The organism is Eleftheria terrae (genome assembly GCF_030419005.1).
In the GTDB taxonomy this organism is placed as follows: Bacteria; Pseudomonadota; Gammaproteobacteria; order Burkholderiales; family Burkholderiaceae_C; genus Caldimonas; species Caldimonas terrae.
On record NZ_CP106951.1, the window covers coordinates 4,814,983 to 4,838,059 of the forward strand.

General features: G+C 69.3%; 24 protein-coding genes. 16 read left to right on the forward strand and 8 right to left on the reverse strand.

Going from position 1 to position 23,077, the window contains the following annotated elements; genetic code table 11:
• Positions 1 to 173: 173 nt before the first annotated feature.
• Positions 174 to 1,136, reverse strand: coding sequence for a thioredoxin-disulfide reductase (trxB, locus tag N7L95_RS21505; protein WP_301257289.1), 963 nt, complete (start codon positions 1,134 to 1,136; stop codon positions 174 to 176).
• Positions 1,137 to 1,380: 244 nt separating this feature from the next.
• Here trxB and N7L95_RS21510 point away from each other — a divergent pair, with 244 nt between their 5' ends.
• The 3 genes from N7L95_RS21510 to lolA all read left to right on the forward strand — a co-directional run bounded on the left by N7L95_RS21510 (position 1,381) and on the right by lolA (position 5,175).
• Complete coding sequence (locus N7L95_RS21510) at positions 1,381 to 2,049, forward strand: Crp/Fnr family transcriptional regulator (RefSeq protein WP_301257290.1); 669 nt, start codon at positions 1,381 to 1,383, stop codon at positions 2,047 to 2,049.
• A gap of 94 nt (positions 2,050 to 2,143) precedes the next feature.
• Positions 2,144 to 4,570 carry a DNA translocase FtsK gene (locus tag N7L95_RS21515; protein ID WP_435870035.1) on the forward strand — a complete coding sequence of 809 codons (2,427 nt, stop codon included), beginning with the start codon at positions 2,144 to 2,146 and terminating at the stop codon, positions 4,568 to 4,570.
• The gene (lolA, locus tag N7L95_RS21520; RefSeq protein ID WP_301257291.1) at positions 4,567 to 5,175 is read left to right on the forward strand and encodes an outer membrane lipoprotein periplasmic chaperone LolA; all 609 of its coding nucleotides are present in this window, start codon (positions 4,567 to 4,569) and stop codon (positions 5,173 to 5,175) included. Before N7L95_RS21515 ends, lolA begins: the two co-directional genes overlap by 4 nt.
• Before the next feature lie 78 nt (positions 5,176 to 5,253).
• On the opposite strand, the gene metG is transcribed toward lolA, so the two are convergent.
• Positions 5,254 to 7,317, reverse strand: coding sequence for a methionine--tRNA ligase (metG, locus tag N7L95_RS21525; protein ID WP_301257292.1), 2,064 nt, complete (start codon positions 7,315 to 7,317; stop codon positions 5,254 to 5,256).
• 140 nt (positions 7,318 to 7,457) lie between these two features.
• Here metG and apbC point away from each other — a divergent pair, with 140 nt between their 5' ends.
• Complete coding sequence (gene apbC / locus N7L95_RS21530; RefSeq protein ID WP_301257293.1) at positions 7,458 to 8,549, forward strand: iron-sulfur cluster carrier protein ApbC; 1,092 nt, start codon at positions 7,458 to 7,460, stop codon at positions 8,547 to 8,549.
• A gap of 20 nt (positions 8,550 to 8,569) precedes the next feature.
• On the opposite strand, the gene N7L95_RS21535 is transcribed toward apbC, so the two are convergent.
• A complete protein-coding gene (locus N7L95_RS21535; protein ID WP_301257294.1) occupies positions 8,570 to 9,097 on the reverse strand; it encodes an Mpo1 family 2-hydroxy fatty acid dioxygenase in 528 nt (175 codons plus the stop codon).
• Between the two features lie 245 nt (positions 9,098 to 9,342).
• Between N7L95_RS21535 and N7L95_RS21540 the strand changes: the two genes are divergently transcribed.
• The 6 genes from N7L95_RS21540 (at position 9,343) to N7L95_RS21565 (ending at position 13,438) form a co-directional block, all read left to right on the forward strand.
• Positions 9,343 to 10,143 (forward strand): FTR1 family iron permease, encoded by an 801-nt coding sequence (locus N7L95_RS21540; protein ID WP_301257295.1) that lies wholly within the window; start codon positions 9,343 to 9,345, stop codon positions 10,141 to 10,143.
• A gap of 39 nt (positions 10,144 to 10,182) precedes the next feature.
• Positions 10,183 to 10,752: a dCTP deaminase gene (gene dcd / locus N7L95_RS21545; protein WP_301257296.1), complete on the forward strand. Its 570-nt coding sequence runs from the start codon at positions 10,183 to 10,185 to the stop codon at positions 10,750 to 10,752.
• A gap of 147 nt (positions 10,753 to 10,899) precedes the next feature.
• Positions 10,900 to 11,151, forward strand: a complete 252-nt coding sequence (locus N7L95_RS21550) for a hypothetical protein (RefSeq protein ID WP_301257297.1) — start codon at positions 10,900 to 10,902, stop codon at positions 11,149 to 11,151.
• A 190-nt stretch (positions 11,152 to 11,341) separates the two neighbouring features.
• Positions 11,342 to 11,680, forward strand: coding sequence for a hypothetical protein (locus tag N7L95_RS21555; protein ID WP_301257298.1), 339 nt, complete (start codon positions 11,342 to 11,344; stop codon positions 11,678 to 11,680).
• 79 nt (positions 11,681 to 11,759) lie between these two features.
• The gene (locus tag N7L95_RS21560) at positions 11,760 to 12,590 is read left to right on the forward strand and encodes a DUF2243 domain-containing protein (protein WP_301257299.1); all 831 of its coding nucleotides are present in this window, start codon (positions 11,760 to 11,762) and stop codon (positions 12,588 to 12,590) included.
• 485 nt (positions 12,591 to 13,075) lie between these two features.
• Positions 13,076 to 13,438 carry a DUF1801 domain-containing protein gene (locus N7L95_RS21565; protein WP_301257300.1) on the forward strand — a complete coding sequence of 121 codons (363 nt, stop codon included), beginning with the start codon at positions 13,076 to 13,078 and terminating at the stop codon, positions 13,436 to 13,438.
• A gap of 43 nt (positions 13,439 to 13,481) precedes the next feature.
• On the opposite strand, the gene N7L95_RS21570 is transcribed toward N7L95_RS21565, so the two are convergent.
• The 5 genes from N7L95_RS21570 to dinB all read right to left on the reverse strand — a co-directional run bounded on the left by N7L95_RS21570 (position 13,482) and on the right by dinB (position 18,819).
• Complete coding sequence (locus tag N7L95_RS21570; RefSeq protein ID WP_301257301.1) at positions 13,482 to 13,760, reverse strand: hypothetical protein; 279 nt, start codon at positions 13,758 to 13,760, stop codon at positions 13,482 to 13,484.
• A gap of 66 nt (positions 13,761 to 13,826) precedes the next feature.
• Positions 13,827 to 14,534: a CPBP family intramembrane glutamic endopeptidase gene (locus N7L95_RS21575; protein ID WP_301257302.1), complete on the reverse strand. Its 708-nt coding sequence runs from the start codon at positions 14,532 to 14,534 to the stop codon at positions 13,827 to 13,829.
• A gap of 860 nt (positions 14,535 to 15,394) precedes the next feature.
• Positions 15,395 to 16,579 (reverse strand): alpha-hydroxy acid oxidase, encoded by a 1,185-nt coding sequence (locus N7L95_RS21580; RefSeq protein ID WP_301257303.1) that lies wholly within the window; start codon positions 16,577 to 16,579, stop codon positions 15,395 to 15,397.
• A 40-nt stretch (positions 16,580 to 16,619) separates the two neighbouring features.
• Complete coding sequence (locus N7L95_RS21585; protein ID WP_301257304.1) at positions 16,620 to 17,573, reverse strand: LysR substrate-binding domain-containing protein; 954 nt, start codon at positions 17,571 to 17,573, stop codon at positions 16,620 to 16,622.
• 34 nt (positions 17,574 to 17,607) lie between these two features.
• Entirely contained in the window at positions 17,608 to 18,819 is a 1,212-nt protein-coding gene (gene dinB / locus N7L95_RS21590) for a DNA polymerase IV (protein ID WP_301257305.1), read from the reverse strand.
• A 380-nt stretch (positions 18,820 to 19,199) separates the two neighbouring features.
• Between dinB and N7L95_RS21595 the strand changes: the two genes are divergently transcribed.
• The 6 genes from N7L95_RS21595 to N7L95_RS21620 all read left to right on the forward strand — a co-directional run bounded on the left by N7L95_RS21595 (position 19,200) and on the right by N7L95_RS21620 (position 23,025).
• A complete protein-coding gene (locus tag N7L95_RS21595; RefSeq protein ID WP_301257306.1) occupies positions 19,200 to 19,784 on the forward strand; it encodes a YdcF family protein in 585 nt (194 codons plus the stop codon).
• Positions 19,785 to 19,950: 166 nt separating this feature from the next.
• The gene (locus N7L95_RS21600; RefSeq protein WP_301257307.1) at positions 19,951 to 20,469 is read left to right on the forward strand and encodes a DUF7674 family protein; all 519 of its coding nucleotides are present in this window, start codon (positions 19,951 to 19,953) and stop codon (positions 20,467 to 20,469) included.
• A 135-nt stretch (positions 20,470 to 20,604) separates the two neighbouring features.
• Positions 20,605 to 21,207, forward strand: coding sequence for a gamma carbonic anhydrase family protein (locus tag N7L95_RS21605; RefSeq protein WP_301257308.1), 603 nt, complete (start codon positions 20,605 to 20,607; stop codon positions 21,205 to 21,207).
• 103 nt (positions 21,208 to 21,310) lie between these two features.
• Entirely contained in the window at positions 21,311 to 21,637 is a 327-nt protein-coding gene (locus tag N7L95_RS21610; RefSeq protein WP_301257309.1) for an antibiotic biosynthesis monooxygenase family protein, read from the forward strand.
• A 63-nt stretch (positions 21,638 to 21,700) separates the two neighbouring features.
• Entirely contained in the window at positions 21,701 to 22,273 is a 573-nt protein-coding gene (ybiA, locus tag N7L95_RS21615) for a riboflavin biosynthesis intermediates N-glycosidase (protein WP_301257310.1), read from the forward strand.
• Entirely contained in the window at positions 22,270 to 23,025 is a 756-nt protein-coding gene (locus N7L95_RS21620; protein WP_301257311.1) for a hypothetical protein, read from the forward strand. Before ybiA ends, N7L95_RS21620 begins: the two co-directional genes overlap by 4 nt.
• The last annotated feature ends 52 nt before the right edge of the window (positions 23,026 to 23,077 follow it).

Sequence of the window (23,077 nt, forward strand, 5' to 3'; positions counted from 1 at the left end):
GGCTTCGCGTCCTGCGTTCGCGACGGTGAGCTGGAACTCACATGCGAAAAATAGAGGCAAAGCCGGTTTCGGCAAAGACGGCGATTATAGCCAGAAAAAACCGCGGCGGCCCATGCAAGGCCGCCGCCGATGTGCAGGGCCCCGCTTTCAGGCGGTGGCCGGGACGCAGTATCTCAGACTTGGCCGTCCTGTTCCAGGAAGCGCTGGGCGTCGAGCGCGGCCATGCAGCCGGTGCCCGCGCTCGTGATCGCCTGGCGGTAGACATGGTCCTGCACGTCGCCGGCGGCGAAGACACCCGGCACGCTGGTCATGGTGGCGAAGCCGTTCAGGCCGGAGCGGGTGACGATGTAGCCGTCCTTCATCTCCAGCTGGCCCTTGAAGATGTCGGTGTTGGGCTGGTGCCCGATGGCGATGAAGCAGCCCTTGAGCGCGATGTCCTCGGTGCGGCCGTCCTGGACGCTCTTGATGCGCACGCCCGTGACGCCGGAGGCGTCGCCCAGCACCTCGTCGAGCACCGAGAAGAGCTTGAGCTCCATCTTGCCGGCCGCGACCTTCTCGTTGAGCTTGTCGACCAGGATGGGCTCGGCGCGGAACTTGTCGCGGCGGTGGATCAGCGTGACCTTGCGGGCGATGTTGGACAGGTAGAGGGCCTCCTCCACCGCCGTGTTGCCGCCGCCGACCACGCAGACGTCCTGGTCCCGGTAGAAGAAGCCGTCGCAGGTCGCGCAGCCGCTGACGCCGCGGCCCATGAAGGCCTCCTCCGACGGCAGGCCCAGGTACTTGGCCGAGGCGCCGGTGGCGATCACCAGGGCATCGCAGGTGTACTCGCCGGCGTCACCCTTCAGGCGGAACGGCCGCTGGTCGAGCGCGACCTCGTTGATGTGGTCGAAAACAATTTCAGTGTTGAAGCGTTCGGCATGGCGCTGGAAGCGCTGCATCAGGTCGGGGCCCATCACGCCGTCGACGTCGGCTGGCCAGTTGTCGACCTCGGTGGTGGTCATCAGCTGGCCGCCCTGCGCCATGCCGGTGATCAGCAGGGGCTTGAGGTTGGCGCGAGCCGCGTAGACGGCGGCCGTGTAGCCGGCGGGACCGGAGCCGAGGATCAGGACTTGGGCGTGCTTGACGGTAATGCTCATGGCGGTGGCGCTTCGGTGAGGCGGAATTGGAGTCGTTTCTCGGGTGGTATTCCCCCTGCTGCGCGGCCGCTCTTCGGGTAGAGTCCAGCTGTGAGATATCTCACGGCGCGCAGGTAGGTGTGCCACTGCCGGCAGATGGGGCCCTTGGGCGCCATCACAAGCGGATTGTAGAAAAGGCCGCCGGCCGGCGCTCGATGCGGGCTTTGCGCAGCCGCAGGACGAAACAACGCAGAAGGTGATCTGTATGGCGATGCTGTCTAACCTGGACCTGATTCGACGAGTGCCCCTGTTCTCGATGTTGACCAGCACCCAGGCCGAAGCCGTTGCAGAAGGTGTGGTCAAGCGGCGCTACCGGCGCGGCGAAATCGTGGTGGAGCAGGGCCGCAAGTCCAACGCCTTGTTCATTCTGCTGACCGGGCGGGCCCGCGTGCTGACGGCCGACGCCCGTGGTCGCGAGGTGATCCTGGCGATGCTGCACCCCGGCGACTACGTCGGCGAGATGAGCCTGATCGACAACGAGCCCCACTCGGCCACCGTGCGGGCCGAGGTGCAGACCGACGTGCTGGTGCTCGGCCGCACCGAGTTCGCCCGCTGCCTGCCGGAAAACTCGAGCCTCTCCTACGCCATCATGCGCGGGCTGGTCGCGCGGCTGCGCGCGGCCGACCGGCAGATCGAGTCGCTGGCGCTGCTGGACGTCTATGGCCGCGTCGCCCGCACCCTGCTCGACATGGCCGAGGACACCGGCGGCACGCTGTTGATCCGCAACAAGGTCTCCCGGCAGGATTTGGCCAAGATCGTCGGGGCCTCGCGCGAGATGGTCAGCCGGGTCATGAAGGACCTGGAGGAACGCCAGTACGTCGAGACCCAGCCCGACGGCTCGGTGGTGATCAAGGAGCGCCTGCAGGCCAGCTGAGCCCGGCCGCCACGGCGGCACGGAATCGTTCACAGGTGTTGCACCCGGGGCCTTCTGTGGTGTCGGCGCCACGCGCTTGATTCACAATTCGCGCATGGCATTTCCTCTTGGCTCCCTCGGGGGCGATCCGACCTCGGCGGCGGCGCCCGTGCCGCCGCCTCCTGCGCCCGCGCCTGCGCCCGCTTCGGGCCGCGCGGCTTCTGCGCCCTATACCCGCACGCCCAGGGCCAAGAAGGCCGCGCCCGAACCCGCCGTGCCGCCGCGCTGGCGGGTGCAATTGAGCGTGTTCCTCGGTGCGCTGGGCCTGATCCTGCTGCTGTTCGCCATGCTCAGCCACACGCCGGCCGATGCGGCGTGGTCCACCACCGGCGACGGCACGGGCGTGCACAACGCCGCCGGCGTGCTGGGAGCGTGGGTCTCCGACCTGATGTACTTCCTGTTCGGCTTCTCCTCCTGGTGGCTGGTGCTGGTGGCCTTGCGCGGCTGGCTCAGCGCGCTGGCCGACCTGCTGCGGCCGCCGGACGTCGCGCCGGCAGAGCCGGTGGCGGCTCCCCCTCGCTGGCTGTTCTGGCTGGGCCTGGCGGCCCTGTTGTGCGCCAGCTGCAGCCTGGAGTGGACGCGGCTGTACCGGCTGGAAGCGCACCTGCCCGGCCATGCCGGCGGCGTGCTGGGCGACGTGCTCGGCCCGGCCAGCATGAAGTTGCTCGGCTTCGCCGGCTCCGGCGTCTGGTGGATCGCCCTGCTGGTGGCGGGGGTCTCGATGGCGCTGCGTTTCTCGTGGGTGCGCGCGGCCGAGGGCCTGGGCGCGCGCATCGACGGCTGGCGCGTCAAGCGCGAGGTGCGCCGCGAGATCAAGGAAGACCTGCGCCTGGGCGAGAAGGCGATCAAGGAACGCGAGAAGGTGGTGGAGGTGCAGCGCCACGTCGTGGAAGACCACCCGCCCATCATGATCGAGCCGGCGGTGGTGGAGGTGCCGAAGTCCGAGCGCGTCGTCAAGGAGCGCCAGAAGCCGCTCTTCAAGGAGCTCAACGACACCAAGCTGCCCCAGGTCGACCTGCTGGACGCGGCTCCTGCCAAGCTAGAAACCACCGTGACGCCCGAGACGCTGGAGATGACCTCCCGCATGATCGAGAAGAAGCTGAAGGACTTCGGCGTCGAGGTGCGGGTGGTGGCGGCCTCGCCGGGCCCGGTGATCACCCGCTACGAGATCGAGCCGGCCACCGGCGTCAAGGGCTCCCAGATCGTCAACCTGGCCAAGGACCTGGCGCGCTCGCTCAGCCTGGTCAGCATCCGGGTGGTGGAGACCATCCCGGGCAAGAACCTGATGGCGCTGGAGCTGCCCAATGCGAAGCGGCAGAGCATCCGGCTGGCCGAGATCCTCGGCTCGCAGATCTACAACGACGCGCAGTCCCTGCTCACCATGGGCCTGGGCAAGGACATCGTCGGCCATCCCGTGGTGGCCGACCTCGCCAAGATGCCCCACGTGCTGGTGGCCGGCACCACCGGCTCGGGCAAGTCGGTGGGGATCAACGCGATGATCCTGTCGCTGCTCTACAAGGCCGAGGCGCGCGACGTGCGCCTGATCATGATCGACCCGAAGATGCTCGAGATGGCCATGTACGAAGGCATCCCGCATCTGCTGGCGCCAGTGGTCACCGACATGAAGCAGGCCGGCAACGCGCTGAACTGGTGTGTCGGCGAGATGGAGCGGCGCTACAAGCTGATGAGCAAGCTGGGCGTGCGCAACCTGGCCGGCTACAACAAGAAGATCGCCGAGGCGACCGAGCGCGGCGAGAAGATCAGCAATCCCTTCAGCCTCACGCCCGAGGAACCGGAGCCGCTCGACCGGCTGCCGCACATCGTGGTGGTGATCGACGAGCTGGCCGACCTGATGATGGTGGTCGGCAAGAAGATCGAGGAGTTGATCGCCCGCCTGGCGCAGAAGGCGCGCGCCGCCGGCATCCACCTGATCCTGGCCACCCAGCGCCCGAGCGTGGACGTGATCACCGGCCTCATCAAGGCCAACATCCCGACCCGCATCGCCTTCCAGGTGTCGAGCAAGATCGACTCGCGCACCATCCTCGACCAGATGGGCGCCGAGGCCCTGCTGGGCCAGGGCGACATGCTCTACATGGCGCCGGGCACCGGCCTGCCGATCCGGGTGCACGGCGCCTTCGTCAGCGATGACGAGGTGCATCGCGTGGTCGAGTACCTGAAGAGCCAGGGCGAGCCCAACTACATCGAGGGCATCCTTGAAGGCGGCACGCTGGAAGGCGAGGGCGGCCCGGGCGGCGAAGGCGGCGGCGGAGGCGAAGAGGGCGAGGCCGATCCGATGTACGACCAGGCGGTGCAGGTGGTGCTGCAGCACCGCCGGGCCTCGATCTCGCTGGTGCAGCGGCACCTGCGCATCGGTTATAACCGGGCCGCCCGGCTGCTGGAACAAATGGAGAAGTCGGGGCTCGTATCAAGCATGGCCACCAACGGGAACCGGGACATCATCGTTCCCAAGCGAGACGAATGAAAAAACTGCTGATGCTGGCGGCGCTGCTGGGCGCCGCGCTCCCTGCCTGGGCCGACTCGGTCGACACGCTCAAGGCTTTCGTGCAGGACGTCAAGAGCGGCCGCGCCTACTTCAGCCAGACGGTGACTTCGCCCGACGGCGCCAAGAAGCGAACCACCAAGGGCACCTTCGAGTTCCTGCGGCCGGGGCGCTTTCGCTTCGAGTACGCCAAGCCCTTCGAGCAGCTGATCGTGGCCGACGGCCAGAAGGTCTGGCTCTACGACACCGACCTCAACCAGGTCACCGTGCGGCCGATGACGCAGGCGCTGGGCGCCACGCCGGCGGCCTTGCTGGCCGGCGGCGCGCTGGAGAAGGACTTCGAGCTGAAGCCGCTGCCCGAGAAGGACGGCCTGCAATGGGCCGAGGCCGTGCCCCGGCAGAAGGACAGCCAGTTCCAGTCGGTCAAGGTCGGCTTCAAGGGACGTGACCTGGCGGCGGTGGAGATCCTGGACAGCTTCGGGCAGAAGTCGCTGCTGAGCTTCACGCGCGTCGAGCCCAACGTGGCGCTGGACTCGCAGACCTTCAAGTTCACGCCACCCGCCGGAGCGGATGTGCTGGAGGAGTGAGGCCGCCGCCCCGCCAGCCGGGCGGCTGGGCGAGGGGTGGCGACACGTAGCCGGCCCCCAGGCCGGGCCGGCCGGTGCTCAGCGCACGCGCATGCCGGGCGTCGCGCCCGGCCACGGCTCCAGCACGTATAGGCCCGGGTTGGCCTTGTCGTCGGCATGCGAGGCGGCCAGCACCATGCCTTCGCTGATGCCGAACTTCATCTTGCGCGGCGCCAGGTTCGCCACCATCACGGTCAGCTTGCCGATCAGGTCCTCGGGCGCATAGGCGCTCTTGATGCCGCTGAAGACATTGCGCGTGCGGCCTTCGCCGACGTCCAGCGTCAGGCGCAGCAGCTTGTCGGAGCCCTCGACGTGCTGGCAGTCGACGATCTTGGCGATGCGCAGGTCGATCTTGGCAAAGTCGTCGATCGAGATGGCCGGCGCGATGTCCTCGCCGCCGGGCTTGGGCGCCTCGACCGCCGGCGGCTCGAACAGTGCTTCCAGCTGCTTGGGATCGACCCGCTGCATCAGGTGCTGGTAGACGCCGATCTGGTGCTCGCCCAGGCCGCGGGCCGCATCCTCGAAGGTCAGCGGCGGCACCTGCAGGAAGGACTCCACCTGCGCGGCCAGCGCCGGCAGCACCGGCTTGAGGTAGATGCTCAGCAGCCGGAAGGCCTCGATGCACACGGTGCAGACCTCTTGCAGGCGCGCGTCGGCGCCCTGCTGCTTGGCCAGCTCCCAGGGCTTGTTCTGGTCGACGTATTCGTTGACGCGGTCGGCCAGCAGCATGATCTCGCGCAGCGCCTTGCCGAATTCGCGTTCCTCGTAGAGGCGCTGCACCTCGGGTGCGCCGGCGCGCAGGGTGGCCAGCAGCTGTTCGCCCTCGGGCGCCGCAACGGTGCCCAGCTTGCCGCCAAAGCGCTTGCTGATGAAGCCGGCCGCGCGGCTGGCGATGTTGATGTACTTGCCGATGAGGTCGCTGTTGACGCGGGCGACAAAGTCCTCGGGGTTGAAGTCGACGTCTTCCACCTTGGCGCTCAGCTTGGCCGCGATGTAGTAGCGCAGCCACTCGGCATTCATGCCGAGCGACAGGTACTTCAACGGATCGATGCCGGTGCCGCGGCTCTTGCTCATCTTCTCGCCGCTGACCGTGATGAAGCCGTGCACGAAGACGTTGTCCGGCACCTTGCGGCCGCTGAAGTGCAGCATCGCGGGCCAGAACAGCGTGTGGAAGTAGGTGATGTCCTTGCCGATAAAGTGGTACTGCTCGACCTCGGGCGAGGCGATGAATTCATCGAAGGAGCGGGCCTCGCCGTACTTGGCCTTCGGGCCACCGGCGCTGAAGTAGCTCTTGAGCGACGCCAGGTAGCCCACCGGCGCGTCCAGCCAGACGTAGAAGTACTTGCCCGGCGCGTCAGGGATCTCGATGCCGAAATAGGGCGCATCACGGGAGATGTCCCAGTCGCTCAGGCCGCCGTGGCCGGCCTCGTCGGTGGTGAACCATTCCTTGATCTTGTTGGCCACCTCCGGCTGCAGCTTGCCGTCCTGGGTCCAGTCCTTGAGGTAGTCGATGCAGCGCGGCGAGGAGAGCTGGAAGAAGTAGTGCTCGCTCGACTTCATCACCGGCGTGGCGCCGGTCAGGGTGGAATAGGGGTGCTTCAGCTCGGTGGGCGCGTAGACGGCGCCGCAGACCTCGCAGGAATCGCCGTACTGGTCCCGGGCGCTGCACTTGGGGCATTCGCCCTTGATGTAGCGGTCGGGCAGGAACATCTGCTTCACCGGGTCGAAGAACTGCTCGATGTGGCGCGAGAAGATCAGGCCGTTCTTGCGCAGGGCGCAATAGATGCCCTGGGCGAGCTCGGTGTTCTCGGCACTGTCGGTCGAATGCCAGTGGTCGAAGCTGATGTGGAAGCCGTCGAGGTACTGCTTGCGCCCCGCCGCGATGCCGGCGACGAAGGCCTGCGGCGTCTTGCCGGCCTTCTCCGCCGCGATCATGATCGGCGCGCCGTGCGCGTCGTCGGCGCCCACGAAGTGCACCTGGTGCCCCTGCATGCGCTGGAAGCGCACCCAGATGTCGGCCTGGATGTATTCCATGATGTGGCCGATGTGGAAGTTGCCGTTGGCATAGGGCAGCGCAGTGGTGACGAAGAGCTTGCGGGTCATCGTGGCCTCGTGGGGGCGCGCGGGCGCCGGTCAGGGAAAACCGAGATTCTAGGCGGCGCATGCCGCCCTCGGGGGCGGTCGGCCGCGGGCTGCGCTAGACTGGTTCGGCACATCCACAACGCCTACGCTTTCGCTCCTCCATGCCCGTCTCCCAAGAAGCTCTGCTTGATGCCCTGCGGCGTGTCGCCGACCCCCACACCGGCAAGGACTATGTGACGTCGAAGTCGCTGAAGAACCTGCGCATCGACGGTGCCGACGTCGCCTTCGAGGTCGAGCTGGGCTACCCGGCCCGCAGCCTGGAGCCGGCGCTGCGCGAGCAGCTGGCAGCGGCGGCACGTTCGGTCGACGGGGTTCGCCAGGTCGATGTGCAGCTGCGCACGCAAGTCATCGCCCATGCGGTTCAGCGTGGCGTGCAGCTGCTGCCCAGCGTGAAGAACATCATCGCGGTGGCTTCGGGCAAGGGCGGCGTCGGCAAGAGCACCACTGCAGTCAACCTTGCGCTGGCACTGGCTGCCGAAGGGGCCACGGTGGGCCTGCTGGACGCCGACATCTACGGCCCCAGCCAGCCAACCATGATGGGCATCGAGGATCGCCCGCAGAGCGCCGACGGCAAGACCATGGAGCCGCTCGAGAACCACGGCGTGCAGGTGATGTCGATCGGCTTCCTGGTGGAGCCCGACAACCCGATGATCTGGCGCGGCCCCATGGCCACCCAGGCGCTCGACCAATTGCTGCGGCAGACCAACTGGCGCGAGCTCGACTACCTGATCGTCGACATGCCGCCGGGCACCGGCGACATCCAGCTCACCCTCAGCCAGCGGGTGCCGCTGACCGGCGCCGTCATTGTCACGACCCCGCAGGACATTGCGCTGCTCGACGCCCGCAAGGGGCTGAAGATGTTCGAGAAGGTGGGGGTGCCCATCCTGGGCGTGGTCGAGAACATGGCCGTGCATGTCTGCACGAACTGCGGCCATGCCGAGCACATCTTCGGCGCGGAAGGCGGCCGCCGCATGGCCGAGCAGTTCGGCGTGGACTACCTGGGTGCCCTGCCGCTGAAGCTCAGCATCCGGGAGCAGGCGGATTCGGGGCGGCCCACCGTGGTCAGCGAGCCGGGCAGCGAGGTGGCCCGCATCTACCTTGACGTGGCGCGCAGGATCGCCGCCAAGGTGGCCGAGACGGCCAAGGACTACTCGGCGAAGTTTCCGACCATCTCGATCTCGAAGAACACCTGAGGCCGCCCCGCAGCCCGACGTCAGGGCCGGGCGTTGGCCAGGTCACGCAGCACCGTGGGGCCGGCGCGGCGCTCGATCTCGCGCAGCAGGGCCGGGTTCCAGCCCAGCGCGAACATCGCCTCGGCGACCACGAACATCGGGCCCACCAGCAGGCCGATCAGGTCGTCGACGAAGGCCGGCTTGCGGCCCTCGTAGTAGTGGCCCAGGAACTGGATCATCCAGCCCAGCACCAGGAAGCCAATGCCGGTGGCCAGCCAGAGCGCCGTGCTCGCGTCAGCCGCACGGTGTGCCAGCAGCATCAGCACGCCGATGGTCGCGCTGACCGCCAGGCCCAGCACCGCATGGCGGCTCAGGTACCAGGCGGCGGCCGCCGCAAAGGCCAGCCAGGCAGGGGTCAGAGTCAGGCCTCCGACCTCGAAGCCGGGGCGGGCCATCAGCACGCCGACGGCAAAGACAATCATCGGCACACCGACGAAGTGGGTCGCGATGTTGCGCTGGTCGCGGTGGTACTCGGCGTATTGGCTCAGCAGGGTCAGGACGTTGCGCATGCTTGTCTCCGGGGACGGTCGCTGAAGCGACTCGGCAATGTGTCAATGCTAGGGCTTCGAGTCCATCCCGGCCGCGAAAATCCTGGCATCTCTTGCAGCTTTGCATGAAGGTTTTCACTGACCCAGTGTTGCAAGCGCCGTGCGCACCACAGGGCTCGGGCACGCGGGACGCTGATATGGCGCAAGTAGATGAGAACGATTCTTGTTGAGAATCGGCGCATCTTCAAGACACCGTCACTGCCGCCATGCTGCAAACCCTGCTGATCTGCCTGCGCGAGGGGCTGGAAGCCTTCCTCATCATCGCGATTGCTTCCACCTGGCTGAGGCGCGAGGGCCGCGCTCGCCTGCTTGGGGCATTGCGCAGCGGCACCGCCGCGGCGGTGGCCGCATCCATCGGTCTGGGCTGGCTGCTGTCGCGCATCGGTGCCCTGTCGCCGGCCTGGGAAGGGGCGATGGCCCTGCTCGCGATGGCTGCCGTGCTCGGCTGCGTGTTGCACATGCGGAAGGCCGGCCGCGCGCTGCGGCAGCAGATGGCCAGCGAGCTCTCGGTCCGCACGGCGCCGCAGGACGGCATGCGCGCCTGGTGGGGCGTGGCGGTGTTCGCCTTCTTCATGGTCGGCCGGGAAGGGGTGGAGACGGCCACCATCCTGGCCTCGCTTGCCGCCAATGAGGAGCTGCGCCACCTCGCCTGGGGCGGCCTGCTGGGGGTCTCCATCGCCGGCCTGCTGGCCTGGGCCTGGACCCGGCAGGGCACGCGCATCGACCTGGCGCGCTTCTTCCAGGTCACTTCGATCTTCATGGTGCTCTTCAGCGTGCAACTGCTCATCTACGCCCTGCACGAGTTCACCGAGGCGGCACTGATCCCCGGCGTGGACAACGCCTGGTGGCACCTGGCAACGGAAGACATCGCCGAAGGCCGCCTGGCGCAGTTGTTGAGCCTCGCCTTGGTGGTGTTGCCGGTCCTGTGGCTGCTGGCTGGCGCCTGGCTGGGCCGCGGCGACCGGTCGATGAAGGCTGGCGCCGTTGCCGGCCGCCCGAGCCCCTAGAATGTCGGACCCTTTTTCATCGCGCACGGACGGCACAGCATGAGCATCAAGAGCGACAAATGGATCCGCCGGATGGCTGAGGAGCAGGGCATGATCGAGCCCTACGAGCCTGGCCAGGTCCGCTGCGCGGCCGACGGCCACAAGATCGTGAGCTACGGCACCAGCAGCTACGGCTACGACATCCGGTGTGCCGACGAGTTCAAGATCTTCACCAACATCCACTCCACCGTGGTGGACCCGAAGAACTTCGACGAGAAGAGCTTCGTCGACTTCAAGGGCGATGTCTGCATCATCCCGCCCAACAGCTTTGCGCTGGCGCGCACGATGGAGTACTTCCGCATTCCCCGCAGCGTGCTCACCATCTGCCTCGGCAAGAGCACCTATGCGCGCTGCGGCATCATCGTGAACGTGACGCCCTTCGAGCCGGAGTGGGAAGGCTATGTGACGCTGGAGTTCAGCAACACCACGCCACTGCCGGCCAAGATCTACGCCGGCGAAGGTTGCGCCCAGGTGTTGTTCTTCGAGAGCGACGAGGTCTGCGAGACCAGCTACAAGGACCGCGGCGGCAAGTACCAGGGCCAGCGCGGTGTGACGCTGCCCAAGACCTGAAGCCGGTCCGGCGCCTGCCGGCAGGGCCTTTCCATCCCAAAACTGGGGGGGCGCTCCCCCCTCTTGCTTGGGATGTCGGAATGCCGGCCGCCTCCTAATCTTGCTGCATGGCTCCCCGACGCAGGGGCGATGACAGTGGAGGCGCACATGGGCACGATGAGACTCAATGAAGCGGCCGCCAGCCGGCCGCCGTCCGGGCCGGTCGAGTGGCTGCAGCTGGTGGACTTCAAGTGGATGATGGCCGGGCAGGGCTGGTGGGTGGACCTGACCCGCCTGCAGCGCGACCGCGGCTATGCGGTTGATTTGATCCGTTCAGCGCTGTCGAGTGACTGCCACCCGCTGCGCCGCTGCGCCACCGACCTGCAGGCCTGCTGGTCGCTGCCGGCCCTGGCATGCTGAGGCCGACATGGCTTGCCACCGACGCCCCGGCCCCTCGCGCGCACGCAGGGCGACACCCCGGCCGGCTCCCCGTGGCGGCGGAAGTGGCCGCAGTGGGCCGTGCTTTTCCAGGGATAGGCGGGCTTGCCACCGCGCTATCGTGACGAGCATGGCTTCTGCCCTCGAAGCCGATGCAGTACAGGAAGTGCCCATGATCCCCCTGCCCGAAGTCGTCGAGTACCTCGACGAGCTGCCGCCGGAGTTCGGCAGCGCCGTCGCCGCGGTCAGCCGCCCGCCCGTGCCGCAGCGTCCGCCCGAGTCGGTGGTGCCTGCTTCGGAGCTGCTGACCCTGGCACGCTTTCGCGAATTGATGGCCGGCTACGGCTGGCCGGTGCAGATCGGCCGCATGCTGGTCGATCGTGCCTATGCGTTCGACCGCATGGCGCTGGCGCACAGCAGCGGCGACGAGACCTTGAGCGCGCTGGCTCTCGAGTTGTTCGAAAGCTGCCGCCGCCTGCCTTCGCTGAGCAACTCCCCGCAGGCCCACTGAGGCGGCCGGCCGCGCCCAGGCGCTGCGTGGGCGCCCGGCTTGCTTGTGGCGGACATCGAGTCGCTCGTGGAGCTGTCGCATGTCCGTCCCTGCTTCCCATGCCATTGATGCTGCCCCGGGGCGCCTGCCGTGGGGCGCTGCCCTGGTTGGCTTTGGCCTGGGCGGCTTCTTCGACGGCATCCTGCTGCACCAGATCCTGCAATGGCACCACCTGCTGAGCGGCTTGCAGGGCGGGGGCTTGCGCGACCTGCGGGTGCAGGTGATGGCAGACGGCCTGTTCCATGCCCTGATGTACCTGCTGGCGTCGGCCGGCCTGCTGATCCTGTTGCGTGAGCGCCAGCGCCTGGCGGCTGCCGGCAGTGCCCGGCTGTTGTTGGGCTGGGTCTTGCTTGGCTTCGGCATCTGGCATGGGGTCGATGCGGTGTTGAGCCACTGGTTGCTGGGCCTGCACCGCATCCGCATGGACACGACGCAGCCGCTGGCCTGGGACCTGGGCTGGCTGCTCGGCTTCGGCCTGCTGCCGATGTGGGCCGGCTGGCGCCTGTGCCGGCGGGGGCCGGCGGGCATCGGTGGGCAGGGGATGGCCGTCGTTCTGGCCGCGCTGGCGCTGGGCCTGGCTGCCTGGGCGGCGCAGCCGCCCCGTGGCACGACGCCGTCCATCACGCTGTTGTTGGCACCCGGGGTGCCGCCCGCCCGGGCGCTGGCGGCCGCCGAGCGGCTGCAGGGACGCATTGTGTGGACGAATGCGCCCGGCACCGTCTGGATCCTGGCACCCGAGCAGCCACGAAGCCAGGCGCCGACACTGCAGTGGCACGATGGCGTGCTGGCCGTCGGTTCCTCGCTGGCGGCCGGCGTCTGCCTGTCATGGCGGAAGGAGGGCATCCGCCCGCCGCTGGCATCCGGCACCTGATATTCGCTCGGGCTTCTTCGAGGGGGCCCGGCGGGCGATGGCGGCGCGCCTGCGCTGCTCGTGCAACGCATGCCGGCCTTGCCCGCGACCGCTTGCTGACACCGTGGCGATGCCGTTGGCCGGCGGCTTCCGACGGCCGTGGCGTGCCATCTCCTCGGCTTCACCGGCAGCATGGCCAGGGCCACATCTGTTCCGGTCGGCCGGCTACCAATGCTTGGCACAGCTGTCGGCACGATGGGTATTTATCGCAGCAACGCCTGTGGTTGTAGGTCGCGCTGTTTGCGAGGCAGGGGTTACGCCTTCGATACTGGAGCTACGATGTTTCACAAGCTTGTTGCATGTACCCCACCTTCAATGCCGTCAAGCATGAAGCGCCTTGCCAGACCTTTCCGCCCATGTGGCACCGAAAAAACGGCTGTGCCTGCCCGGGTGCCCCCGTGCCGGCGGCGCCGCGGTGACGCGGCGGCGGGCAGGGGGTAGCCCAGATGCGGATTCCTGTACGTCCCGCAGCCCTCGTGGCGGCGTATTTCGACAACCTGCTGCCGGAGGAGCGTGCCACCGCGCAGGCTCTGCAGCGCACCGTGCTGGAGGCGGCGCCGGGCCTGGAGCAGGCGGTCAAGTGGGGCAACCTGGTGTTCACCCAGGCCGGCCAGCATGTGCTGGCCATCGTCACCCACAAGACACATGCCAACCTGCAGTTCTTCCACGGCGCCGCGCTGGCGCCGCAATTTCCGCAGCTGGAGGGCTCCGGCAAGGGGGTGCGGCACCTGAAGTGCCGTTATCGCCAACCGGTGGACGAGGCGCTGGTAAAGGCCCTGGTGCGGGCGGCGCTGGACCTGCCGCCCTGAGCGGACGCCGGCCGCGCTGGGGCGCCAGCACCTCGCCAGGCGCTCAGGCGCGGGCAGTCTCGATCACATTCAGCCAGTCGCAGCGCAGGCGGCCGCGCACATGCAGGCGCCAGCGGATGGTGACGTAGAAGGCCGGCACCAGAAAAAGCAGGCCGCAGGCGAATAACGGCAGTGTCTCGCCAAGCAACAGCGCCGCCGGCGCGCCGGCCCAGCCGAGGATCCAGGCGGTGAGCACGAGATCGTAAACGTGGTATTCGATCGGGCGGTCGGCCTTGTGCGCCTGGTGCCAGCGCTTGATGAGGTGAAGTTGGTGCAGGGTCATGGGAAGCTCTCGGCCGCCATTGTAAGTTTGGCGTCAGCACCTGCAAGCCTTGCCAGCCCCCCGGAATCAATGGCCGAAGAGGCCCACGCGCAACACGTTGAGGGCCAGGTGCACCGCCACGGCGGCCCAGACGCTGCCGCCGCTGAGCTGGAACACCGCCGCATAGCCCAGGCCGGCAACGCCGGCCAGCAGCGCGAAGGTCTGACCTGCGCCCAGGTGGGCGAGGCCGAACAGCACCGCCGTCAGCACCACGGCCACGACGCTGCCCAGGCGCTGCAAAGGGGTCTGCACCCAGCGGCGGAAGAACCATTCCTCGGCGAGGGTGCCGAACAGGTTGCCCGCGGCAAAGACGGCGAGCAAGGCCGGCCCCGTCGGTGCCCACCGCACCTGCCCCACCGCCCAGGCCAGGGCCGGGACGCCGATCAGGCAGGCAGCCGCCGTCAGCGTACAGGCGCGATTCCAGCGCCATGCTGAGGGCAGCATCACCGCCGCGGCGAGTCCTCCCAGCGCCTTGGCGGTATTGACCGTGACCGGTCCCAGGTCCAGCCGGCTGAAGCCCGGCACTGCGCCGAGGGCTAGCGCCAGCATCACTGCGCCGGCGGCCGCGAACGCCCACGGCGCCACCCGGCGGGAGGCCGCCTGGGAGGCGTACAGCAGGAGGCCGAACAGGCTGGCCGCGAGCAAGGGCCATGGCCCGCGCGCCAGGCCCAGGGCATAGGCGCCAAGGCACAACAACGGCGCGACCGGCGCACGCCAGGCGGCCGACGCAATCATCGGCGGCCTCCTGGCAGCCCGGGCGGGAAGGCGGGTGGCGGCAACGGGTCAGGGGCAGGCAGCGGGACGGGCAGCATCATCGGTCGGGTCCGCAGGGGGCTGGCAAGCGGTAGGGCGGCGTGCGGCACGCGAGAACGGGCCGCGTCGAGGCTGCGCATTCTGCATCCGCTGGCGCAGGCCTCGGTCGCGCAGTCGCCCAGCCGGGGGCGGGCCGCCGTCGGGCGGTGCGCGTCGCTGGCCGGGCGGGAGGCCGCGCCGCCTGGCCCGCGAGCAGCGGTGGGTGGCGGTCGCCACTTCTGTCCGGGATGAAGCCCGTCAGCCCGCAACAACCGGTCGACGCGCCGGGCAGCTCGGCCGCGGTGGCGGCCGGGGGCCCGGCCGTTGGGCGTCTTTGCACCAGCGCGGTCGGTGTGCGGGGCGGGCGGGCAGCAGCCCCGGTGTCGCAGCAGCATCAGGAACCCCTCGATGAACCGCCTGTCCGGAACGCCGCCGATGGGGCGGCCGTCCGGCCGCAGGCATGGCGGCCAATCTAAGCAGCCTGGCCCGTGCGCCGGTTTCACTTTGTGTGATGCACGCCGGGCAGCACACCCGATGAGGTGTCGCATGGAGGGGCGAGGGCCGGCGCGGCGGAGGGGTGCCGGTTCAGGGCCGACGGCATGCGGTGCGTGCCAGGCGTGCCCGCAGCCACCGCTGGATGCGGCTGGACGGCTGCACGGCGCACGCTCGTCGCGGCTACCGGGCGGCACGGCATGGCCGGCGGACGGCGATGCGCACCGGCCTGTCACCCGGCCGTGGTGCTCGAGGCTGTGGGCGCGGCCCGTCGCAGGGCAGGAGCGGCAGCCGGGCGGCCCGCCGCGGGTTCAGGCGACGCGCCGCACCGGGCCCGCGCCGCGGGCCGTTTCGCCGGGCAGGCGCAGCAGGGCAGGCGAGGCCTCGAGGATGTCGCGCGTGCCGGTGAGCGCCATGCTGACGTCCAGCTCGTTGCGCAGGATCTCCAGCACACGGGTGACGCCGGCCTCGCCCATGGCGCCCAGGCCGTAGAGGAAGGCGCGCCCGATCATGCAGCCGCGGGCGCCGAGGGCCACCGCCTTCAGCACGTCCTGGCCCGAGCGCACGCCGCCATCGAACAACAGCTCGGTGCGGTCGCCGACCGCGTCGGCGATCTCGGGCAGCGCCCGGATGCTGGACAGGGCGCCGTCCAGCTGGCGCCCGCCGTGGTTGCTCACCACGATGGCATCGCAGCCGGCCGCGGCTGCCAACCGGGCATCCTCGGCGTCGAGGATGCCCTTGAGGATGAGCTTGCCGCCCCACAGGCCACGCACCCACTCCACATCGGCCCAGCTCAGCGTGGGGTCGAACTGCCCGGCGATCCACTGGCTCAGCGTGCTGAGCGAATCGGCGCCCCTGACGTGGCCTTCGAGGTTGCCGAAGGTCTTGCGTCGCCCGCCCAGCACCCGCAGCGCCCAGGCCGGCTTGCTGGCGATGTCGAGCAGGTTGGCCAGGGTCAGGCGGGGGGGCACCGACAGGCCGTTCTTGATGTCACGATGGCGTTGGCCCTGGATCTGCAAGTCCAGCGTCAGCACCAGGGCCGAACAGCGGGCGGCCTTGGCCCGCTCGATCAGCGAGGCGGCGAAACCGCGGTCGCGCATCACATAGAGCTGGAACCAGAAGGGCCGCTGCACGACGCTGGCGACGTCCTCGATCGAGCAGATCGACATCGTGCTGAGCGTGAAGGGCACGCCGAAGCGTTCGGCCGCCCGGGCGGCGAGCATCTCGCCGTCACCCCAGTTGAGGCCGGTGAGGCCGGTGGGCGCAATCGCCACCGGCATGCGCGCCGGCTCGCCGAGCAGCGTGGTGGCGGTGGAGCGGTGCTCCACATTGATGGCCACCCGCTGGCGCAGCGCGATGGCGTCGAGGTCGGCCTTGTTGGCGCGCAGGGTGAGCTCGTCGTAGGAGCCGCGGTCGACGTAGTCGAAGATGGCGCGCGGCACTCGCTTGCGCGCCAGCTGGCGCAGGTCTTCGATGTTGGTGATCACGGGGGGCATGCGGGTCTCCTGTGCGGCTCGATCGGCCGCGCTCGCCATGCTAGGCCTGGGTGGCGCGCCCGGTGCGGAAAGTTTCTCGGGTGTGACGCGAAAGAAGTTCCTCCCCTTCGGCGACCACCTCGGCGCACCAGCCTTGCAGCCAGGCGGCGAAGTCCGCCGCTGTGCCGCTGCCGGCATGCGGCAGCAGGTAGTAGGGATGGTCGGCCGGCGTCGACAGCCCGAACAGCGCTTGCAGCATGCCGCCGGCCAGTGCCTGGCGGGCCAGGCTGGGTCGCATGAGGGCCACGCCCTGGCCGGCGATGGCGGCCTCCAGCAGCAGGCCAAGGTCCACCAGCTTGGGGCCGTGCGCCGGTTCGGGCCAGTCCAGCGCGGCGGCACGAAACCACGGCAGCCAGGCCTGCAGCGGCGTGCGCAGCAGCGGTGCGTGAAGCAGGTCGGCGGGCTCGCGCAGCGGCGGCAAGCGCTGCAGCAGCGCGGGGGACGCCATGGGTATGACGATGTCGTGCATCAGCACCGTGCCGCCGGCCGCTGCGGCATCGCCGTTGCGGACCTCCACATGCGCATCGCCCGCGGTTTGCTCGAGGTAGGGGATGCTCAGCACCACTTCGAGCTCGACCTCGGGATGCGCCCGGGTGTAGCTGTCGAGCCCGGGCACCAGCACCTGGCGAGCAAAGGTGGGAGGTGCGCAGACGCGCAGGCGCTCGCTGTGGCGGCCCATGCGCCGGTGCAGCGGCACTGCGGCCAGCAGGCCCAGGGCGGCGCGCACCTGATCGAGGTATTCCTTGCCGGCGGCCGTCGGCGCCAGGCTCTTGCCATGGCGCAGCAGCAGCTGGGTGGCCAGCAATTCTTCCACCGTGGTCACCCGCTTGCTGACGGCGCTGGCGGTGATGCTCAGCTCCTGGGCCGCCCGCTCGAAAGTGCCGAGGCGGGCGGCCGCCTCGAAGGCGCGCAGTCCGTCGAGCGATGGCAGGCGCAGGTGGGGCGGGGCGGGCATGGCCGAATGCTAGCGGATCGATCGTCCGCGGCCCTCAGAACAGCGGCAGGGTATAGGGGGTGCGGGGCGCCGCCGCCTCGTCGGCCGGCACCTCGGCCACCTCGGCCGTGGGCAGTTCACCGGGCCGGCACAGCGAGCCCACCCGAACGCCCAGCAGGCGCAGGCGCCGCTCCAGCGGCACGCGCTTGAGGCAGAGCCCGGCCGCCTGGCGGATGGCGCGTGCATCCTGCGTGTGGCGCGGCAGCGTCAGGTCGCGGGTGACGGTCTTGAAGTTGTCGAAGCGCAGCTTCAGGCCGATGGTCTTGCCGACATAGCCCTTGCGCACCAGGTCGTCGGCCACCTGTTCGCAGAGCCGGGTGAAGATGGCGCTCAGTTGCTCGCGGTCGTGGCGCGCATGCAGGTCACGGTCGAAGGTGGTCTCTCGGCTGAGCGACTTGGGCTCGCTGTAGGTGACCACCGGCCGGGTGTCGCGCCCGTGGGCGGCTTCATGCAGCCAGGCACCGTAGCTGGCGCCGAACTGGCTGATGAGCCATTGCGGATCAGCCGCCGCCAGCTGGCCGATGGTCTGGATGCCAAGGGCCTGCAGCTTCTCGCTGGCTTTCGGGCCGATGCCGTTGATGCGCTTGGCCGGCAAGGGCCAGATGCGGGTGGGCAGGTCTTCGGTGCGCAGCAGGGTGAGGCCGTCGGGCTTGTCGAGGTCGGAGCCCAGTTTGGACAGCAGCTTGTTGGGCGTCACCGCGATCGAGCAGCTCAGCCCGGTGGCGCGGCGCACGCTGGCCTTGATGGCCGCGGCCAGGGCCCGCACCCCGCCCAGCGCGTCGTCGCCGACGGCGTCGCGCACCCCGGGCAGCTCGCTCAGGTCGATGTAGATCTCGTCGATGCCGCGGTCCTCGATGTGGGGAGCGACTTCAGCCACCGCGGCCTTGAAGAGCCGCGAATAGCGACGGTACTCGTCGAAGTCCACCGGCAGCAGGACCGCGTCGGGGGCGAGCGCGGCGGCCTTCATCAAGCCCATCCCCGAATGGACACCCAGCGCGCGCGCCTCATAGGTGGCGGTGGTAATGACGCCGCGCCCGACATAGCTGCGCAGCACCGCATACTCGCGGCTGCCGTCGTCCCGTTGCACCGGCTGGTGGCGCCGTCCGCCGCCGATGACCACCGGGCGGCCGCGCAGGTCGGGGTAGCGCAGCAGTTCCACCGACGCATAGAAGGCGTCCATGTCGAGGTGGGCGATGTAGCGGTCCATGAGGGGTACTGCCGGGGCGCGTCGCTAGTGCCGGCGCCCGGCCCGGCCCGCCACCCGGTGCCAGCCGGTGCCCGCGCGGTGGGCCCTGCGCGAAGGGTGGACGCGCAGGCGCCGCCTGCGTATGCTGCGGCCCGGCGCTCCGGCATCCAGCAGCGAAGGCTGCGCGGGCAGGGAAGGCCGGACCGAAGGGCAAGCGTCGAGCATGAGAAATCTAACCTGTATGTTCATACAGTATACGGGCGGCGCGACGATCCAGCGAGGCCTCGGCGCCCCTTGCAGCGCGGCATCCAGCCGGCAGCTTGTCTCCATGGCCTTGTTCCCACCCTCCACCACGAATGACCCGCCGTTCACCTCCCCGCCACAGTGATGCTGGCTCGCCCTTGCCACGCCTGGCCACCCCGGGCCGCCGGTGGCTGTGGCGACTGCTGGTCGCCGCGGCCAGCGCCTATGCGCTGGCCGCGGCTGCGATCGTCGTGCGGGGCCTCGACGACGAGGTCTTCCCGGCGGATCTCATCGTCGTGCCCGGCAACACGGTCGCGCCTGACGGCCATCCGGGCCCGCGACTGAAGGCGAGGCTGGATGCAGCGTTGCTGCTGTACCGTCAAGGCCGGGCGCCGCGGCTGCTGGTCAGCGGCGGCATCGGCCGGGAGGGGCATGACGAGGCCGCAGCGATGGCCCGCTACCTGGTGGCGCAGGGCGTGCCGGCAGCGGCCATCGTGCAGGACAACCAGGGCGTCAACACCGCAGCCACTGCCCGCTTCACCGCCCGCTACCTGCAGCGGCACGGGCTCACCTCCGCGCTCGTCGCCTCGCAGTACTTCCACGTGGCGCGCACCCGGCTGGCGCTGCAGAAGGCCGGCGTGCCGCGCATCGGCTCGGCCCATGCACGGTATGTCGAGTGGCGCGATGCCTACTCCCTCGCTCGCGAGGTGCCTGCCTACCTCATGTATTGGTGGATGCCCTGAGGCCCCGGACCCCTGCTGCTCCAGCATGCGACCCGGGTCGTGCCAGCCTGACACGGTGCGGCGCGGCTACAGATACAACTCTGTGAAAAATGCAATAGAAGCGCGTGATCCCATTGTCGCAAGATGCACAAGTGCATGATGAAGCTGTGAAAGGATCACATTCGCCATGACACAAGCGGTTCAAGACATCCAGTTCCGTGCCACGCGGGCCGGCGCTGCCTCTGTGCGGGGTGCCGCGCTGCCCTTGCCGTCCGACTTCGCCTTGTTCTCGGAGGCGCCGGCACCGGTGCTGCATCAGCCGCAGGAGGTGATGGCGCTGCTCGCGCAGGCCTGCCCCTCGTTCGCCCCGGAGTGGTTGGAGCACCAGCGTGCCCATGGCCACACCCTGCTGTACATCGCGGCGAGCGCCTTTGCCCACCACCTGCTGTCGCTGTGCAAGGCTGGCGACGCCTCCTGCTTCGAGGCAGTGGCGGCCTGCCTGGAGCGGGCCTTCCGCGACGGCTCGCAAGCCGTCCGCGAGTTCGCCACCATCGGCGTGCTCGAGGGCGTGCAGAACGTATGGTCCAGCGACGGAGCCGATGCCGACCACTTCCGCCGCCACCTCGGCAGCGAAGGCCAGCGTTGGTGGCAGAGCCTCACCGACTTCTGGTCCGGCAAGGTGCCCTACGTCGGCTACGCCGCCTGAGCGACCGGCGGCGGCAGCCGGCCTTGGCGGGCTCGTCGCTCGGCGCCTGCCGCTTGCGGCAGAAGGGCGCGCCATGCAAGCGAATATTGCTTATCCTTGGCACCCTTTCGCCTCGCGCTGCCCGGGAGTCCGCCCATGCTGATCACCCACGCCGGCTTGTCGCCGCGCATCCATCCCGCTGCCTACGTGGCGCCCAACGCCGTCGTCTGCGGCGACGTGCGCATCGGTGCCGGCTGCCGCATCCTCTTCGGGGCCCAGGTGGTGGCCGAGGGCGGCTCGATCGAGATCGGCGAGAACACCATCGTGATGGAGAACGCAGTGCTGCGCAGCACCGCCCGGCATTCACTGGTGGTGGGCAACCATTGCCTGGTGGGTCCGCAGGCGCATGTGGTGGGCTGCACGCTGGAAGACGAGGTGTTCGTCGCCACCGGTGCGGCGATCTTCCATGCAGCCCAGGTCGGCCGTGGCAGCGAGGTGCGCATCCATGCCGTCGTCCACCTGAAGACGCAGCTGCCCGCGGGCACCACGGTGCCCATCGGGTGGGTGGCGGTCGGCGAGCCGGCCGAGCTGCTGCCGCCCGGCGAGCATGAGCGCATCTGGGCGCTGCAGCAGCCGCTGGACTTCCCGCTCACCGTCTATGGCCTGCAGCGCAGCGAGGCGGACATGGTGAAGATCACACGCGGACTCTCGCAGTCGCTGGCCGCCCACCGCGACGACCGCGTCCACGACGCGTCCTGAGGCGGCCGCATTCCATCCCCCCCTTTCTGAGGATAGGCAAGGCGAGCCGTGCATGGGACGCTTGCAGCCCGCCAGGCCGTCCGCTCTCCGGTTCCGACACACGATGTATTCCGCCACCTTCATCTTTCGCAAGAAGCAGTTCGACGAAGAGTTCCACCAGCTCGACCAAGCCATTGCCGAGGTGGCGCGCCATTCCGACGGCTACCTGGGCGAAGAGAGCTGGGAGGACCCGGCGACGGGGCGCATTGCCAACGTGTACTACTGGTCGTCGGAGGTCGGGCTGCAGGCGCTGATGCGCCATCCCGAGCACCTGCGGGCCAAGGCGGCCCAGGGACGCTGGCTCGACGGCTACCAGGTCATCGTCTCGCAAGTGCTGCGCACCTATGGTGACGGCACCTTGCCGCACGTGGTGCACAACCGCCCGGCCTGAGCCGGTCAAGCAAGCGGCCGCGCAGGCCTTCTCCAGCCCGCCGGGCACCCGACCCTCTCACTCATGGCTTCCTTTTCCCCGATTCGCAGCCGGCAAGACCTGCTGCAGCAGCTGGCCGCCGGCCTGCATCCTGACTACCTGTTCTTCTGGGGCCACCGCAGCGCCGCCGGCGGCGGCATCGGCAAGGGCTGCCTCAGCCAGTGGTGGGAGGCGCCCTTCGAAGTCGACGGCGACCCTTACCGAAGCGCCGAGCACTTCATGATGGTGGCCAAGGCGCGCCTCTTCGGCGATGCGGAGATCGCAGGCGCCATCCTCGCGGCCGGTACGCCCGCCGAAGCGAAGAAGTTGGGCCGTCAGGTGCGCGGTTTCGACGAGGCGGTGTGGACGCGGCAGCGCTTTGCCATCGTGGTGCAGGCCAATGTCGAGAAGTTCGGGCAACACCCGGCGCTGGCCGACTACCTGCTGGGCACCGGGGAGCGGGTGCTGGTGGAAGCCAGCCCGGTGGACAGTGTCTGGGGCATCGGGCTGGCGGCCACCGATCCCGATGCGGCGGCACCGGCGAAGTGGCCCGGGCTGAACCTGCTGGGCTTTGCATTGATGGAAGCCCGCCGGCAACTGCGGGAGCGGCGCGCATGAGCCCGCGGCTGATCCGGCTGAAGGCCCTGGCGGCCGGGCTGCTGGCGCTGGCTGCCGGCATGGCGCAGGCGGCCCCGGCCATTGCGCCCGGCGAATACCTCACCGAGCACGGTTGGGGCCAGCTCACGGTGCGGCCCGGCACGCAGGGTCGCCAGCGCTTCGAGCTGCAGACCGAAGGCGGCAACGCGCACGTCTGCGAGCTGGGCGGCGAGATCCTGCCCGATGGCCGCCTGCACATCGACGGCAGTGACGCTGACGAGCCGCCCTGCCATGCCACTGCCCGGCTGCAAGGCCGGGGCGTGGCGATCGCCCATGACGATGCCGACGCCTGCCGGCAGTGGTGCGGCGCACGCGCCCGTTTCGAGGGGCTGTACCTGAAGCCCGCCGCCGGTTGCACGCTGTCCGAGGTGGGGCGCAGCCGCGCCGAGGCCACGCGCCACTACAAGGCGGGCCGCCATGCGCAGGCGCGTGCGCGGCTGGAGTCGCTGCTGGCCGATTGCAGTGCCACGCTGGGCTGGGTGGACACCCACTGGATTCGCAACGACCTGGCGTTGACGCAGTACAAGCTGGGCGACCTGGCGGCCTGCCTGAAGACCCTGGAGCCGCTGGCCGCAGACGCCGCCAAGAGCGACGCTGCACTGCGCGAGGAATGGGTGTCGCCGGTGATGGAAGACAGCTACCTGGGGCCGGTGCGCGCGGCCCGCACCAACCTGCGGCTGTGCCGCGGCGAGGGCGGGCGCACGCGGCCTTGAGCCGCGATGCGCGCTGCCCAGGGCGGCGCGCATCGCGGAGAACCAAGACAAC

Bases quoted from the DNA above. Each gene is read 5' to 3' on its own strand.
- N7L95_RS21560 (WP_301257299.1), top strand. From the start codon at position 11,760: ATGTCCGTCCCTGCTTCCCATGCCATTGATGCTGCCCCGGGGCGCCTG.
- metG (WP_301257292.1), bottom strand. From the start codon at position 7,317: ATGACCCGCAAGCTCTTCGTCACCACTGCGCTGCCCTATGCCAACGGC.
- N7L95_RS21515 (WP_435870035.1), top strand. From the start codon at position 2,144: ATGGCATTTCCTCTTGGCTCCCTCGGGGGCGATCCGACCTCGGCGGCG.
- N7L95_RS21535 (WP_301257294.1), bottom strand. From the start codon at position 9,097: ATGCGCAACGTCCTGACCCTGCTGAGCCAATACGCCGAGTACCACCGC.
- apbC (WP_301257293.1), top strand. From the start codon at position 7,458: ATGCCCGTCTCCCAAGAAGCTCTGCTTGATGCCCTGCGGCGTGTCGCC.
- ybiA (WP_301257310.1), top strand. From the start codon at position 21,701: ATGGCTTCCTTTTCCCCGATTCGCAGCCGGCAAGACCTGCTGCAGCAG.
- N7L95_RS21540 (WP_301257295.1), top strand. From the start codon at position 9,343: ATGCTGCAAACCCTGCTGATCTGCCTGCGCGAGGGGCTGGAAGCCTTC.
- N7L95_RS21600 (WP_301257307.1), top strand. From the start codon at position 19,951: ATGACACAAGCGGTTCAAGACATCCAGTTCCGTGCCACGCGGGCCGGC.
- N7L95_RS21585 (WP_301257304.1), bottom strand. From the start codon at position 17,573: ATGCCCGCCCCGCCCCACCTGCGCCTGCCATCGCTCGACGGACTGCGC.
- N7L95_RS21550 (WP_301257297.1), top strand. From the start codon at position 10,900: ATGGGCACGATGAGACTCAATGAAGCGGCCGCCAGCCGGCCGCCGTCC.
- N7L95_RS21580 (WP_301257303.1), bottom strand. From the start codon at position 16,579: ATGCCCCCCGTGATCACCAACATCGAAGACCTGCGCCAGCTGGCGCGC.
- N7L95_RS21610 (WP_301257309.1), top strand. From the start codon at position 21,311: ATGTATTCCGCCACCTTCATCTTTCGCAAGAAGCAGTTCGACGAAGAG.
- N7L95_RS21555 (WP_301257298.1), top strand. From the start codon at position 11,342: ATGATCCCCCTGCCCGAAGTCGTCGAGTACCTCGACGAGCTGCCGCCG.
- trxB (WP_301257289.1), bottom strand. From the start codon at position 1,136: ATGAGCATTACCGTCAAGCACGCCCAAGTCCTGATCCTCGGCTCCGGT.
- N7L95_RS21605 (WP_301257308.1), top strand. From the start codon at position 20,605: ATGCTGATCACCCACGCCGGCTTGTCGCCGCGCATCCATCCCGCTGCC.
- N7L95_RS21565 (WP_301257300.1), top strand. From the start codon at position 13,076: ATGCGGATTCCTGTACGTCCCGCAGCCCTCGTGGCGGCGTATTTCGAC.
- N7L95_RS21620 (WP_301257311.1), top strand. From the start codon at position 22,270: ATGAGCCCGCGGCTGATCCGGCTGAAGGCCCTGGCGGCCGGGCTGCTG.
- dcd (WP_301257296.1), top strand. From the start codon at position 10,183: ATGAGCATCAAGAGCGACAAATGGATCCGCCGGATGGCTGAGGAGCAG.
- dinB (WP_301257305.1), bottom strand. From the start codon at position 18,819: ATGGACCGCTACATCGCCCACCTCGACATGGACGCCTTCTATGCGTCG.
- N7L95_RS21510 (WP_301257290.1), top strand. From the start codon at position 1,381: ATGGCGATGCTGTCTAACCTGGACCTGATTCGACGAGTGCCCCTGTTC.
- lolA (WP_301257291.1), top strand. From the start codon at position 4,567: ATGAAAAAACTGCTGATGCTGGCGGCGCTGCTGGGCGCCGCGCTCCCT.
- N7L95_RS21575 (WP_301257302.1), bottom strand. From the start codon at position 14,534: ATGATTGCGTCGGCCGCCTGGCGTGCGCCGGTCGCGCCGTTGTTGTGC.
- N7L95_RS21570 (WP_301257301.1), bottom strand. From the start codon at position 13,760: ATGACCCTGCACCAACTTCACCTCATCAAGCGCTGGCACCAGGCGCAC.